This window comes from Riemerella columbina DSM 16469 (assembly GCF_000374405.1).
Taxonomy (GTDB): Bacteria; Bacteroidota; Bacteroidia; order Flavobacteriales; family Weeksellaceae; genus Riemerella; species Riemerella columbina.
On sequence record NZ_KB894217.1, the window covers coordinates 24,619 to 39,605 of the forward strand.

Annotated in this window: 12 protein-coding genes and 1 tRNA gene; 4 read left to right on the forward strand and 9 right to left on the reverse strand. The window is 34.1% G+C overall.

Going from position 1 to position 14,987, the window contains the following annotated elements; translation table 11 throughout:
• Nucleotides 1-201: 201 nt before the first annotated feature.
• The 3 genes from cas2 to cas9 are packed head-to-tail and all read right to left on the reverse strand — an operon-like array spanning nucleotide 202 to nucleotide 6,052.
• On the reverse strand, nucleotides 202-540 hold the full coding sequence (cas2, locus tag C237_RS0100135) for a CRISPR-associated endonuclease Cas2 (RefSeq protein WP_026315391.1): 339 nt from the start codon (nucleotides 538-540) through the stop codon (nucleotides 202-204).
• Nucleotides 521-1,429 (reverse strand): type II CRISPR-associated endonuclease Cas1, encoded by a 909-nt coding sequence (gene cas1, locus C237_RS0100140; RefSeq protein ID WP_018674452.1) that lies wholly within the window; start codon nucleotides 1,427-1,429, stop codon nucleotides 521-523. The genes cas2 and cas1 overlap by 20 nt, the downstream gene beginning before the upstream one ends.
• Before the next feature lie 6 nt (nucleotides 1,430-1,435).
• Nucleotides 1,436-6,052 (reverse strand): type II CRISPR RNA-guided endonuclease Cas9, encoded by a 4,617-nt coding sequence (gene cas9 / locus C237_RS0100145; RefSeq protein WP_018674453.1) that lies wholly within the window; start codon nucleotides 6,050-6,052, stop codon nucleotides 1,436-1,438.
• A 243-nt stretch (nucleotides 6,053-6,295) separates the two neighbouring features.
• Here cas9 and gyrB point away from each other — a divergent pair, with 243 nt between their 5' ends.
• Nucleotides 6,296-8,230: a DNA topoisomerase (ATP-hydrolyzing) subunit B gene (gene gyrB / locus C237_RS0100150; protein WP_018674454.1), complete on the forward strand. Its 1,935-nt coding sequence runs from the start codon at nucleotides 6,296-6,298 to the stop codon at nucleotides 8,228-8,230.
• Between the two features lie 74 nt (nucleotides 8,231-8,304).
• Complete coding sequence (locus C237_RS0100155; protein ID WP_018674455.1) at nucleotides 8,305-8,730, forward strand: hypothetical protein; 426 nt, start codon at nucleotides 8,305-8,307, stop codon at nucleotides 8,728-8,730.
• Between the two features lie 74 nt (nucleotides 8,731-8,804).
• Here C237_RS0100155 and C237_RS0100160 read toward each other — a convergent pair whose 3' ends face one another.
• From C237_RS0100160 to C237_RS0100180, 5 genes are all read right to left on the reverse strand, one after another.
• Complete coding sequence (locus C237_RS0100160; RefSeq protein ID WP_018674456.1) at nucleotides 8,805-9,653, reverse strand: mechanosensitive ion channel family protein; 849 nt, start codon at nucleotides 9,651-9,653, stop codon at nucleotides 8,805-8,807.
• A 6-nt stretch (nucleotides 9,654-9,659) separates the two neighbouring features.
• Nucleotides 9,660-10,514: a nucleoside phosphorylase gene (locus C237_RS0100165; RefSeq protein ID WP_018674457.1), complete on the reverse strand. Its 855-nt coding sequence runs from the start codon at nucleotides 10,512-10,514 to the stop codon at nucleotides 9,660-9,662.
• Nucleotides 10,515-10,544: 30 nt separating this feature from the next.
• Complete coding sequence (locus C237_RS0100170; protein ID WP_018674458.1) at nucleotides 10,545-10,871, reverse strand: translation initiation factor; 327 nt, start codon at nucleotides 10,869-10,871, stop codon at nucleotides 10,545-10,547.
• A gap of 128 nt (nucleotides 10,872-10,999) precedes the next feature.
• Nucleotides 11,000-11,653, reverse strand: coding sequence for a ribulose-phosphate 3-epimerase (gene rpe, locus C237_RS0100175; protein ID WP_018674459.1), 654 nt, complete (start codon nucleotides 11,651-11,653; stop codon nucleotides 11,000-11,002).
• Nucleotides 11,654-11,730: 77 nt separating this feature from the next.
• Nucleotides 11,731-12,597 (reverse strand): sigma-70 family RNA polymerase sigma factor, encoded by an 867-nt coding sequence (locus C237_RS0100180; RefSeq protein ID WP_018674460.1) that lies wholly within the window; start codon nucleotides 12,595-12,597, stop codon nucleotides 11,731-11,733.
• Between the two features lie 140 nt (nucleotides 12,598-12,737).
• Between C237_RS0100180 and C237_RS0100185 the strand changes: the two genes are divergently transcribed.
• Nucleotides 12,738-13,460, forward strand: coding sequence for a GLPGLI family protein (locus C237_RS0100185; RefSeq protein ID WP_018674461.1), 723 nt, complete (start codon nucleotides 12,738-12,740; stop codon nucleotides 13,458-13,460).
• A gap of 313 nt (nucleotides 13,461-13,773) precedes the next feature.
• On the opposite strand, the gene C237_RS0100190 is transcribed toward C237_RS0100185, so the two are convergent.
• Nucleotides 13,774-13,847 (reverse strand) — tRNA-Arg (locus tag C237_RS0100190).
• 44 nt (nucleotides 13,848-13,891) lie between these two features.
• Between C237_RS0100190 and C237_RS0100195 the strand changes: the two genes are divergently transcribed.
• Nucleotides 13,892-14,938 carry an ABC transporter substrate-binding protein gene (locus C237_RS0100195; protein WP_018674462.1) on the forward strand — a complete coding sequence of 349 codons (1,047 nt, stop codon included), beginning with the start codon at nucleotides 13,892-13,894 and terminating at the stop codon, nucleotides 14,936-14,938.
• Nucleotides 14,939-14,987 lie beyond the last annotated feature (49 nt).

Below are 14,987 nucleotides of genomic sequence, written 5' to 3' on the forward strand. Positions count from 1 at the left end.
TTGCGATAGTTCGCAACAAAGAACTTCAATTTATCTTAGACGAAATCGTTGTGAATTGCTTTCAAATTTTTACTATCTTTGCGATAGTTCGCAACCTCAAAATTTAATCCACTGTTTTTCAGTGGATTTTTCGATTTTATAGGATGGTGATTTTTATTCTTTTTTTGGTTTATCGGATATAAGATTTCTTATTTTTTTATTCTAAAATAACTCCAATTGTTGGTAAGTAGGGGGTGGATCTTCTCGTTTTTGTGAAAAAAAAATCTCAATATCGCCAAATTGTTTATCGGTAATATGCATAATCGCCACTTTTCCGTATTTGGGCAATATGGATTTTACTCGTTTGATGTGTACTTCTGCATTTTCTCGGCTTGGGCAGTGGCGTACATAAATAGAGAACTGAAATAGGCTAAAGCCATCGTCTTCCAATCGCTTACGAAATAGTTGAGCTGCTTTTCGCATGGCTTTGGTTTCGGTTGGAAGATCATATAATACCATTACCCACATGACTCGATAGGCGTTAAATCGGTCGAAATTCATTAAATTCAGGCATTGAAAGTTGTCGTTTTTCTCCTGTATAGCATTTGTATAGTGAGGCAATTGTGGTTTTTACGGCTACAATCAGCGGTCTCGTATTGTTTTCAATACGGACATCCATTGTGGCAATTTGTAACATATAGGCTTTGAATTCTTTGTTAAGCTCTTCTGCTTCAGGATTTTGGTTTAGCCATTTTATAACTAATCCATCTACAAAGGGGCGATAGGGCTCCATCATATCATCTGCCAGACAATATGGGTTGTATTTATTCCGATGAAAAATGCCTATTACTGGCAATAAGCCTGTTTCTACAATAGCTCTGGCAATGATGCTCCGCAAGACGGTATATCCAAAATTAAAGAATTGATTGGGCGACTCCCCGAAGCGTTCTCTTAGAAAGTCTGGAGAAATTAAATATTTCCAATAATGCTGAGCTGCAATGCCTTCCATATTGGTGGTATCGCCACTTTTTACTTGCCTTTGGTATTCCAACATTGGTTCGTAATAGGTATCTAATTGTTTTAGAATTTCGGCTTGATTACCGATTTTAGCCTCTACTACTTGTTTCCAAAGATTTTTCTTTAAGGGTTCACTAGCTTCTAATTGATATTTTACGCGTTGCGAATGTTCGGAATGTCCGTACAAAGGTAGCATCATTCCGTGGGGTAAGTGATGCGCATCACAACTGATTACAACCACACTATTTCCCATCAATCGCTGAATCAATTGATGGGAAAGTGTAATCTGAAAATGATCAAGCATAATCAATCCAATATCTTCAATAGGAATACTGCCTTTCTCATTTTTGGATTCAGGACAGATAATTTTCATCTGCTGATCTTTGAGTTTCAGATAGGCTGGATTTCCGATATAGATAGAGCGATAGAGCATGGTTGATTAATTTTGAATAACTCTTTTAATATTTCCTAAACGATCAATTTCTAACTTCCAACATATTTCTTTAACCATTATATCATCAATAGATTTTTCCATTTTGTTTAATGCTGAAAACTCTTTTTTATTATATATTGTATTTGCAACATTTGAAAGAACAAAAAAACATTGATTACCCGTAGAACTCACCATCTTATATATTCTGCTAGATTGCTCTTTTGTAAGGCTATTAAAGTTCACAGAATTTGGATTGTCCATTTCTTCTTGTGTAGGAACAAATACTAAATCATTAGGTGATAGACTAAACAAAAACCTACCAATTTCTGGTTTTATAGGAAGTTCTGTCCTTTCATTTTTTGGTAGGTGCACCATTTGTTTTTGATGTTCTATTACCTCGTTTAGTGGCACGGTTTCATAATTTCGTTTTTTCTTTTCTTCATCCCAATAAATAGCAAAAAACAAGTTCGTTCCTTTAGCCGATTCTACATATTTATCTTTTTTATTACCTACTTCGCCGACCGAAAATTTATTGCCCACTTCATAAATTCGTACCTTATAAATAGGCTGATGTGCTTTTCCTCCGTTTAATTCTTGAATATTGGCATTCATCGCCTCTATTCCCTCAGGGCTGAAAGCCTTAGAAAAGTCTAAGTTTCCTTTTTTATCTACATATTTATTGACATGATTTTGTAAGATTTTACGAATTCCCGAGTCTGTTACAGAATCCAGTTGTTTTTGAGTGAATTTATCGGTGAGTTCGCTACGCGATGCTGTGGCTTCTACAAATTCAAAAACTTTTATTTTCTCAACTTTTTTGCCTTCTTTTTTTATAGGATGTTCTTTTAAATGCTTTTTAACCAAACTTATATCCCCTTTGAATTGTTTGATGAGTTTTTTCACTTGCTCTTTAATAACATCATCTTTAATCAACTCCCAATCGTTTAGGGTGTTGGTTAAAGCCACTATACCCTTTTTTTCTTGCTTTACATAAACCTTTCCAGAAACCGTCTCTTTGTGCATAGGTTTTCTAATAGCAAAGTTTTTTCCTTTCTGCTCTATCCATTCTTTCTTATACTGACCATTGGGTTGCTCTACCCATTTTTGAAATTTATTATTGGTTCGGTTGATCACTCTTAGGTTTTGCTTGAAACTAACAACAATTTCTTCTAATTTGTTTTTTGCTTCCAAAGTAAAACCATCCCATGGCTTTTTGTATGCCTTAGCCACTTTTACCAACTTTCTTTCTTTGGTAATGGGATCATTTTTATAGACTTCTTCAACTTCTCTCAATTTTTTTACCAATGAAAAGTTTTTTCGTTCGGTATTCAATGAAGTGATATAATTGGTATGATCTTTTGTGGTACAAGCCACTACTAAGGCATCCAAAGCGTGATGTCTGTGGTCAATTCTCTTTGTGCTGAATCCTTTAGAAATTTCATCAGGGACTTGTATTCTGAAGGCGTTGATACTTTTATCCCAAAAACCAAAATCTTGGCTATTGGTAATTTCATTCATTCGCTCAAATCGTGGTTGAACAATTTCATTCCATTTGTCATTAAGTCCCCAATCGTGGCGAAGTTTAGCTGTAATAGTACCATTTACGTGCACCAATCTATTAGCCGTAACTTGATTTTCTCCGTCTTCTCGTACAATATTGCTCAATAAGCCTTTGATGTATTTACTGATATATCGGCTGTCGTTGAGTTGTCGCTCAATAAATCCAGAAGGAATCTCATCTGCCAGCAAATTTTTGAGTTTGAGACGGTTTTTTCTGAAATATTTTGAGCAATGTGCTTCATAATCATCAAATTTGGCTAAGGTTACGATTTTGTTCTGACCTAAATCAAATTTTTCTCCTCCTCGGGCTTTAATAAATTCATAAGCCGTTGCATTGCCTTTTTCTTCATTGATTACACTCTCACAAATGATTTTATTATTCATCGAATCATCAAAATAGCGAGATTGTGGTATGATATGCTCGATTTGATATTGGCTTGAGAATAATTTGGTCAGAGGTATCATCTGCAAAGTGTATGGCGATACATAACCTTGCTCTAACCAAAGTTTGTATTTTAAAATCTGAGATTTGGTAGGCGAAGTAGATTTGCGAATATTTTTTATTTCATCACTTGCCTCTTGATTTTCAAAAACACCTTCTTCATAAATTTTCAATATTTCCTGATGACTTGGAGAATAAGGTCGTGGTTTTACTTCCATAGAATCATCATTGGCTAATTCTTCTAAAATTGCCTTAATTCGCTGATTGGTTTTCTCTCTTTCTGTGTTCTTATCCGACATTTCTTTCCTCTTATCCGCCGGATTTTTCATCTCTCTACCTAGTTCTACATGTATTTCTGAAAAGAAATTATCCGCACCATCTCCGTAGTATTCCCAGATATCATGAACCAATCGTAAGGTTTCGGTAGCAATTTGCTCTACAATCGGATTTCTTAATTGATGTTGCTTAAAAATATGATTCAAATAATGTTCTATATCTTTTGGGCTTTTCCACTGAGTGATTTCTGCCGCTTCGGAATGCCTTTTGTAGACTGCATAACAAGCCTGATAGGTGTTTAATCCCTTTAATGGATTCTTATCCTTAAACGAAGCAAAACTTTTTAACAATTGTTTAGAAACCAAATCATCGGTTACACTTTCAAATTTTTCTTTTTCAAAATTGATATCCTCCAAACGCTCCATAATGTCAGAAATATTTTCTTTGGTGGTATCTGAAATATCGTTTTCAGACCAATATTTCCCCATGCGCATTAGTGGAACTAGTTTCTTCAATGCTTTTTCAGAATAGGCACCATAATCATTTAGGAAAGGTGGAAATTTTTTAAAGTTCTCAACAAAACTCTCTGTATCGATAGCATATTTTTCCGCGAATGTTCCTAGGGCTTTTTCAAATTCCTTTTTGTCTTTTACAGAGTATATAATGTGCCATAGATGTTGCTCCACTTCCTTTGTTAAAAAAGTTTCTACATCTATCCCTTTTACTTTTTTTAATCTCGAAACAAAGGCAGAATGCGAAGTATTACACGGATATTTTTTATCCTCTACATAATTCCAAGTATATGCTGGTTCAGACTTTGAGATTTTAGGAAGTTTTTTTAAATCACTAAAATATTTTAGTAATTGATATTGTTCAACTTCCTTCAATTCATTTAGAAAATCAAACAAATTTGTATAGGCTTCCTCATCAGGTAGTAATTGTTGTGTAATATCCTGATTGATTTGAACCTCTCCTTTCTCATTAATACCTTGCTTTTTATAGATCCTAAGATTTTGAATAAATTGCCACAATCGAAACTCTTGATACAATGGATGAGATTTTGCGATACACTTTAAGGGTTTTTCTAATTTTTCTCCATCTTTGATATATTTTTTAACTTCATAAGAGCAATCCGAGATGGTTGATTTTTTACTTTTTAAAGGTCTTTGATAGAAGATAATATCATCTACAAAAAGGTAAGTAAAATCTTTATCGCTAATATTACTTCGATGTGCTTCATTATGAGGATAAAGTTCTTCAATACAAGCATAATACAAATCTTTGTCATTCAACTCTGTATGAAATTCCTTTTGCTTTTTTAAAATGGCTTTTAACTCCTCTTTGTAGTATTTACGCTCAATGGTTTTTACCAATTTCCCATTGATTTTTTGAGTAGGATTTTTTAAGAGTGTATCAAAAATATAAGTTCCTACCTGTTTTCCCGAATTATTGATGTCATGTTCGGTTTTCTTTTTGATAGCAATCCAATCTTTTTCAGAATCTACCATACGGAAACTTCTTTTGATATCTCCTTCTTTATCCTTTTTAGGCGTACCATCTTTATCTAAGGTTGTAGTAACGATAAATTCTTTGGTCATTCCTACCCAATCATCTAAGGGTTCTGTACTTTTCCTTCTGTAAATAAATCCATTTTCTAAATGTACTAAATACCAATTCGCACTGCTATTTTTGTCTTCTTCTACCGATACAACTTTTAGAGCGTAGAATTCTTCGATGGTTTCTACATCTTTTTCCTCTTTCTCCTTTTCCTCTTCTTCACGCAACTCATAATATCCTCTTTTTTGGTTAAAATTTAATAAGAGCCAAGCAAGTTCTTCTTTACTAATCTTATGTTGCAAGGCTTTTTTTCTAAGATAGTACAGAGTCCAATCGTAAGGAATATTTTCGCTATATCCATTATCCTTAAATAATTGCAACATCTCTTGAAAAGAATCTTGAAAAACAAAGGTGAATTGTCCATTTTCCTCTGGTTTATAATTCAGTTTTACTTCTTTATTATCAATAAATTGTCCTTTACGATTTTCAAAATCAATATTTTGAGCGTAGTGCTTAGGTAGAAAATTCATAATGTTCAATACCCGATGCAAACGCTCTCTTCTTAATAAATGTCGTTCTCGCAAACGACGAATACCTCTATACCTTGTTCTTTCTGCCGTTTGTGAAATAGAAACTCCACTATCAAATTTACTAAGAATATCCTGACTCATGGGGATAATCCGCACCCCTAAATCAATAATTCTTCCTTTTTTGTTGTCAAAGTCTTGTTCTGTCAATGCCCAACCAATACTATTGGTTCCTATATCTAACCCGAGTATTTTTTTCATAATAAAATAATTATGCTATAAATTTATGAAAAAAACTTGTAAACTCAAAAATAATTTGTAGATTTGTGCCAGAAAGCAATTCACAATAAGGATTATTCCGTTGTGAAAACATTCAAAGCGGCCTGTGAGGGTCGCTTTTTTTAATTTATATTAAAATGCTATATTAAAACTTAAATTCTAATTATTTCCTTATTTTCTATAAAATTCCGTATATTTGTAATCTTTAAAATTAAGCAATACATTATGAGCAATAAGCAATATACAGCAGATAGTATCCAATCGCTAGAAGGGATTGAACATGTGAGGTTAAGACCATCCATGTACATAGGAGATGTAGGCGTAAGAGGTCTTCACCATTTGGTTTATGAGGTGGTGGATAACTCTATTGATGAAGCACTGGCTGGCTATTGTGATACCATTACAGTGACTATTCACGAAGGCAATTCCATTACCGTTCGCGATAATGGGAGGGGAATTCCAGTAGACTTCCACGCTAAGGAACAAAAATCAGCCTTGGAGGTTGTAATGACTAAAATTGGTGCTGGTGGTAAGTTCGACAAAGACTCTTATAAAGTGTCTGGTGGATTGCACGGTGTAGGGGTATCCTGTGTTAATGCCTTGTCTAATAGCACTATTGCAACGGTCTATAGAGATGGTATCATATATCAGCAAAAATATTCTAAAGGAAGAGCACTTGGTGATGTAGAGCAAATTGGAAAGACAGATGAGCGTGGTACAGAAGTGTTTTTTCAGCCTGATGATACTATTTTTAATGAGTTAGTTTATAATTTTAATACGCTTTCTGCTAGACTTCGTGAGTTGGCTTACCTCAACAAAGGAATTACGATTACCATCATTGATGAAAGAGTAAAAGATGAGCAAGGCAATTTTGAAAGTGAAACTTTCCATTCCGAAGGTGGACTAAAAGAATTTGTAGAGTTTATTGACGGCAATAGAGAAGCCATAATGGAGCAAGTGATCTTTATGGAAGGCGAGCGCGACGATATCCCCGTAGAAGTGGCGATGCGATACAATACTTCGTTTTCCGAAAATTTACACTCTTATGTTAATAATATCAACACACATGAGGGCGGAACACACCTCACAGGATTCCGTAGAGCACTAACTAGAACCCTTAAAAAATATGCCGATGAACTAGGACTTCCACAAAAGGAAAAAGTAGAAGTAACGGGAGACGACTTCCGTGAAGGGCTTACGGCAGTCATTTCTGTGAAGGTAATGGAACCTCAGTTTGAAGGTCAAACAAAAACTAAACTCGGCAACTCTGATGTTTCTGGTGCTGTTGATAAAATAGTCGGAGAAATGTTGACCAACTTTTTGGAAGAAAACCCTAATGAAGCTAAACAAATTGTTCAGAAAGTAGTCCTTGCAGCTAAAGCCAGACAAGCCGCTAAAAAAGCTAGAGAAATGGTACAGCGTAAATCCCCAATGGGAGGTGCTGGATTACCGGGTAAGCTTTCTGATTGTTCTTCTAAAGATCCTGAAATTTCTGAAATATTCCTAGTAGAGGGAGATTCCGCAGGGGGTACCGCTAAACAAGGTAGAGATAGACATTTCCAAGCCATTCTGCCATTAAGAGGTAAAATTTTGAATGTGGAGAAGTCTATGGTGCATAAAGTATATGATAATGAAGAGATTAAAAATATCTATACGGCGCTAGGCGTAAGCGTAGGTACCGAAGAGGACAGCAAGGCACTTAACCTTAACAAGTTGAGATATCATAAAATTGTGATCATGACAGATGCCGATATTGATGGCTCGCATATTTCTACTCTAATATTGACGTTCTTCTTCCGATATATGAAAGAGTTAATAGAACAAGGCTATATCTTTATCGCTTCACCACCACTTTATCAATTGAAAAAAGGAAATAAAAAAATCTATGCTTGGAACGAAAAAGAACGCGAAGAAAAAATGTTGGAAATGAGCGCAGATGGTAAAGGGGTAGAAATCCAGCGTTATAAAGGTCTGGGTGAGATGAATCCAGAACAGCTTTGGGAAACCACTTTAAATCCTGAAAATAGAATCTTAAAACAAGTCACAATAGATAATGCGGGCGAAGCCGATCGAGTGTTCTCAATGCTTATGGGAGATGAAGTACCACCAAGAAGAGAATTTATTGAGAAAAATGCAGTATACGCTAATATTGATGCGTAAAATTTTGAATTATAATCAACTAAAAAAGTGATATATTTGCCAGTACAATATCATTAATTTTTAAAACAAACATTATGAAAAAATTATTTTTAACTCTTGGAGTTCTAGGTTTATTAGCGGTATCATGCGATAAAAAAACTGAAAAAGAAGCGGTAGCAACAGATGTTATTACGGTAGAAGGTGAAAATGTAGCTGATGCTCAAAAAGATCTAAATCAAGAAGTGATTGATGCACAAAATGCATTAAATGACGCACAAAAAGAATTAGATAAGGCTAAGCAAGATGGTAACACGACTTTAGTGGATGTTGCTCAGAAAAAAGTTGATGAATTACAAGCTAGACTAGAGAGTATCCAAGCCAATGCAGGAGAAAAAATTAGAGATGTAAATGGTGCCGCTGATAATGCAGATAAAGTATTAAATAATACTGTAAAAGCAGCAGAAGCTCAAACCGATAACATCGAAGAAGCAGCTAAAGATATTAAAAAAGCAGTAAAGTAACTTTTATTTCTTTTTATAAAAAAGCCGTATCAAAATACCCATTTGATACGGCTTTTTGTATTTAACTAAACTAGCTAGTCATTGTTGACCATTTTTACTTCTACAATATCAGACGGTAGTTTGTAACCTTTATCCAAAATAGTTTTATAAACTTTAAGCATAATTCTGCTTCTCAGATCGTTTGCAGGTGCAGTCATATCATAAGTTTCTATCCAATACATTACCTTTACATTTACGGTGCTGGCTGCTAGTTCGTCTATAAAAACACTCGGTGCAGGCTGCTGCTGAACTTCTGGGAAAGTATTTACAATCTCTCTAATAAGGGACAAAATGGCTTCCACATTATCGTCATAATCTAACCCTATAATAAATTCATTTCGTAAATAATTATCTAATGTATAATTTTGGAGTGGATTTTTAAGAATGATACTATTAGGTACAAAAACATCTTTCCCATCTAATGTTTTAATATTCGTTTCTCTAAGCGACATTCTTTTTACTTTTCCCTTTATCCCTTCTATTTCTACTAAATCGCCTACACGGAACGGTCTTTTAAATGCCATCAAAATACCGGCTAGAAAGTTTTCACCAATATCTTTTAAAGCAAAACCTATAACAAAAGTACCAATCCCTGCTCCAGCCAATATCTTATCCGTAATACTTCCCCAGCCTAATATACTCATGCATATCACCACTAAAAATAGCATCAATACAAATGAAATAATATTAACCAAAAAATCACTAACTAATAAGTCATCGGATTTTTTTTCTATAATATTGGTAGCAAGTTTACTAATGTATTTAATGATAATAAACCCTAAAACAAATACGATAATCGCCATAGCAATAGCAGGTAAATTATCTAAAAAATTGTCCCAAGATTTATATAATAATTGATTAAAATCCTTAATTTCTCTATCCATAAATTTTTATTTAATTAATCGATCTAGCACCCACTGAATCATTTTTTTCTCTGAGGCATGGTGGTCAGCAGAAAATTCGCCTCGGCGTCTATTGGCAATCACACAATTTACCGTTAGGGCTTTGTGTCCTAATAACTTAGAAAGTCCATAGATGGCAGAAGTTTCCATTTCAAAATTAGACACTCCTAATTCATTTAAAGTTTCTAAAAATTGGTCATCTACTGCTTTTAAGCGTAATTGTCTGCCTTGTGGTGCGTAAAATCCTGGGAATGTCGCTGTATTACCTTGATACTTAGCATCTTTGTAATAATCAGAAATATCCTCTGCCCAATCTGAAAAATAAAGCATCGGTTTAATTTTTTCATAAGGGAATTTCTCTAAAAATTGTTTAGAAAATTCATTTTCAAATTGGTAATCTTGATAAAAATGTAATAATCCATCTAAACCAACTACATTTTGAGTCACCAACATTTGGTCTACCTCAATATCAGGATTTACACTGCCACAAGTACCCATACGGAATAGTTCTAAGGCTTTATGCTCTTTCTTTATTTCCTTATTTTTAAGGTCGATATTTACTAAGGCATCTAGCTCGTTCATCACAATATCAATATTCTCAGTACCGATACCTGTGGACATGACTGTAATTCTTTCGCCTCTCAAAATACCTGTATGCGTATAAAACTCTCTTTTATTCTTTTTGATTTCTATTTTATCAAAAAACTGAGATACTCTTGCAACACGATCTGGGTCACCCACTAAAAGGATTTTATCTGCAATATCTTCTGGTAGTAAATTTAAGTGGTATACACTGCCGTCTTCATTAAGCACCAATTCTGATGCTGCTAACTTATTAATCATAATTTATATTTTTTATTTGTTTCTCTATTGTTATCCACCAACTCTTTTGGTTTTGTAGCCTAATTGGTGTAGGATGTCCATAATTTTATCCCGATTGTCCCCTTGTATAATAATTAAACCGTCCTTTTCTGAGCCTCCAATTCCAAGTGTCGTTTTTATCTTTTTTGAAAGTTTTTTCAGTTCATCGTTAGCCCCTTCAAAACCTTCGATAATGGTAACGGGTTTTCCATTTCTTCCTTTCTTTTCGTATTTACAAATCAATGGATTGGTTTGTGTTTTTTGTTCCTCTTCGGGCGCTGTCCATTCTTGCTCTTCGTGGTCAGGGAATAAATTTTTTAATTGATCTCTTAAATCCATAGGTCAAAAATAAGGATTAATATTGAATTTTTTCGCTTTATAACGGGTAAATTCTAATGATTTTTATCTATAAAACAAAAAAAGCACCAAAATTATTGGTGCTTTTATACTTGGTTATCGGTTGTAATCTAAGCATTTTTTATCGACTCGATAGCATGTTCTGGATTTTCAGCCCCAAATACAGCATTTCCTGCCACTAGGACATCGGCACCAGCATCGTAAAGTTTTTTGGCGTTGTGTGGGGTTACCCCGCCATCTACTTGGATTAATGCCGATGCGTTTTGGTCTAAGATTAATTCCTTGGTTTGTCTTATCTTTTTATAAGTATTTTCAATGAATTTCTGTCCGCCAAAGCCTGGGTTTACACTCATTAATAGCACTAAATCCACTTCACTGATGATATCTTCTAAAATTGATACTGGAGTGGAGGGATTGAGTACAACACCCGCTTTTACTCCTTTATCTTGAATTAATTTGATGGTTCTATGCAGATGAATACAGGCTTCATAATGTACAGAAACCAAATCGGCACCGCCATCAATAAAAGCTTCTACATAGTTTTCGGGTTGTTCAATCATCAGGTGAACATCTACAAATTTTTTAGCGTGGGTTTTTATCGTTTTCATCACAGGAAATCCAAACGAGATATTCGGGACAAAGCGGCCATCCATTACATCCACATGAAACCAATCGGCTTGGCTTCTATTAATCATTTCAATATCTCTTTGAAGATTACCAAAGTCTGCAGATAGTAGTGAGGGGGCAATTAGTTTTGTTTTCATGCGTTATTTTTTATTAAATGAAAAAAATAAAAGGTTAAAGTAGATATAAACCAAGCTTTAACCTTTTTTTTTTGAGATTACTTTCCTAAATAAGATTTTAGAATTTTACTTCTAGAATTATGTTTTAGTCTTTTGATTGCTTTTTCTTTAATTTGTCTTACACGCTCTCTTGTTAAGTCAAATGTTTCACCTATTTCCTCTAAAGTCATTGGGTGTTTACCATTAAGCCCAAAATAAAGTCTTACTAAATCTGCTTCTCTAGGGGTAAGGGTTTGAAGCGCTCTTTCAATTTCAATTTGAAGAGATTCTAGCATCAATTCCTTATCTGGACTTGGGGACTCACCAGAACGCAATACATCGTAAAGGTTAGAATCTTCACCTTCTACCAATGGGGCATCCATAGAAAGGTGTCTTCCGCTGTTTTTCATAGACTCTTTTATGTCCTCTTCACTCATATCCAAAACCTCTGCTAATTCTTCTGGGGATGGTGGTCTTTCGTTTTCTTGTTCTAGATGAGCATAGGCTTTATTGATCTTATTGATAGAACCAATTTTGTTGAGTGGTAATCTTACAATTCTAGATTGTTCTGCCAAAGCTTGTAGAATAGATTGTCTAATCCACCACACGGCATAAGAAATGAATTTAAATCCTCTGGTTTCATCATATCGTTTAGCCGCTTTCATCAGCCCTAGGTTACCTTCATTAATAAGGTCAGGAAGAGAAAGTCCTTGATTTTGATATTGTTTAGAAACTGAAACTACGAAACGCAAATTGGCTTTGATAAGTTTTTCGAGGGCAACTTTATCCCCAGCGCGGATACGCTGTGCGAGTTCTACTTCCTCATCGGCAGTAATTAAATCTACCTTACCAATTTCTTGTAAATACTTATCCAGAGAGGCGGTCTCTCTGTTTGTTACCTGTTTTGTAATCTTTAGTTGTCTCATAATCTATTATCGCTCGAAAAAAGAGTTTATACTAAGTTATACGAACAAAAAGTATAAAAGGTTACAATATGTTTATGGAAATATTTTATGAAAAATGATAATTAAAAATTTATGTTTAATTTTACCTCAAATAAAAAATTATGTTCAAATCATCTAATTTTTTTGTGGTATGGTTGATGTTTTTAAGTGGAATGCTATTTTCGCAACATCATCGTTTTGTTTATGAAGTTACTTTTAAACCAGATTCTACTTCTACTGAAGTTACAACAGAACATTATATGTTGGATATAGATTCTGAAAAACTTTGGTATTTTAATGAAATTTATGCCCAAAATGATTCTTTGGTGGTAAATAAAAATCAGTTTGGATTTGATGGTTTTAAGCTTACAGACTTTGTTATTCGGGACTTAAAGACTCCAGAATATAATGTATATCAATATATTGGCGATATCAATGTATATCGCACAACAAGAACGCCACAATTCAAATGGGAACTTGGAAATGAAGTGAAAGAGGTTGGTGGATTAAAAGTTCAGAATGCGTATACCAATTTTGGAGGTAGAGTATGGGAAGCTTGGTCTTGTAATGATATCATGTTGCCTTATGGTCCTTACTTATTTAGTGGTTTGCCAGGCTTAATAATTGAGTTAAAGGACACTAAAAATAATTATCAATTTAAACTGATTAAGAGTATTAATCAATACGATGATTATGGCAGAGTTACTATGGCACAGCAGGCTAAAATAGCGATTGAGGTGAGCTCAAAACAATTATTAAAATTAAAAAAGGAGCATTACTATAATCCTTTTAAATCTATTTTAAATGGTAATTTGGAAATACCAGAAGGGAATCGCTACGCTTAGAAGATGGTACTATTATTAATAAAGATCAATTAAAACCTGCGGAAGAAAAAGAACGCCAAAAGATAAGGGCTAAAAACAACCCAATAGAGCTAGATCAGGCTGTGAAGTATTAAAATTTATGAGATTTTTAGATATTATAATCAAAATTATTTTTGTTCTTGGGGTGATTTATTTCGTCTATCCGATAGTTATTTTATTAAGTCGTGGTCCATTAGGGAATGATATTTATTGGATTATGGCATTAATTGTTTTGTGTGTAATTAATAAAATGCTAAAAAAATAAAAAACCTCCCTAAAAAGAGAGGTTTTAAAGTGAACGCGGAAGGAGTCGAACCCTCAACCTTCAGAGCCGTAATCTGACGCTCTATCCAATTGAGCTACGCGTCCGTTTTGAGATTGCAAATATATAAAAATTTTTAATATTATAAATAATGAAATCTAATTTTTTTTTAGGACTAATAGTTTTAGGACTGGTTTCTTGTAAAAAATCGCCGACTTTGGATATTGCAGAGTCCATTAAAATCTCTCAAAATCTAAGTTATGAAGATGCTCAGAGTTATCTTAAAGTAAATTCAGGAAATTTATCTTTTCAAATTCCGAAATCTAAGTTGCCATTAAAAAAAGTCATCTTGCTGAATGCGACTATGGTAGGCTATATGGCGAGTTTAGATTTGGAACAACAGATTGTAGGCATCACGAGTCCAGAGTATATTTATTCCAAGAGAATTCATCAATTATTAGATAAAGGCTCAATAAAAGTGGTAGGCAATGACCAAAAGTACGACATAGAACAAATCCTAGCCCTAAAGCCAGATGCCATTATCACCAACCATATTCCCAATTTTCAAAATACTTACGATATCCTCAAAAAAAATGGTATTGCAGTAATTTTTCTTAATGAATATACTGAGCCTACACCATTAGAAAAGTCAGCGTATATTAAGTTTTTTGGTCGACTATTCGGTGTTGAGGAAAAAGCCAATGCGATTTATCAGGAGATTGAAACGCATTACCAAGACTTAAAACAAAAGGCAGAACATCAGTCGGAACAGCCTTATGTTTTATCAAATGAAATGTATGGCAACCAATGGTTTATACCCGGTAATTCTACTTTCGTCGCGCAATATTATAAGGATGCAGGAAGTCGGTATGTTTTCAATGATTTAAACTCTAATAAAGCCGAACCTTTAAGTTTTGAAGAAGTTTATGCTAAAGCGGAATCTGCTCAATTTTGGGTTAATCTTTCCAACCATACCACAAAAAAGGAATTGTTAATGGTCAATCCTGCGTATGCTAAAATGAAAGTATTTAACAATGGACAGCTCTATGGATTTGCCAAACGGACAAGAGGTGCTGCCAATGATTATTTTGAAAGTGGGGTAGTGAGAGCGGATTGGGTGCTTCGGGATTATATTAAAATTTTTCATCCTCAATTATTACCGAACGACACGCTGGTGTATATGAATCATTTAAAATAATTGGAATACCTTATCTTTGTCGCTTTTAATAAAGGTTAAAATAATCATC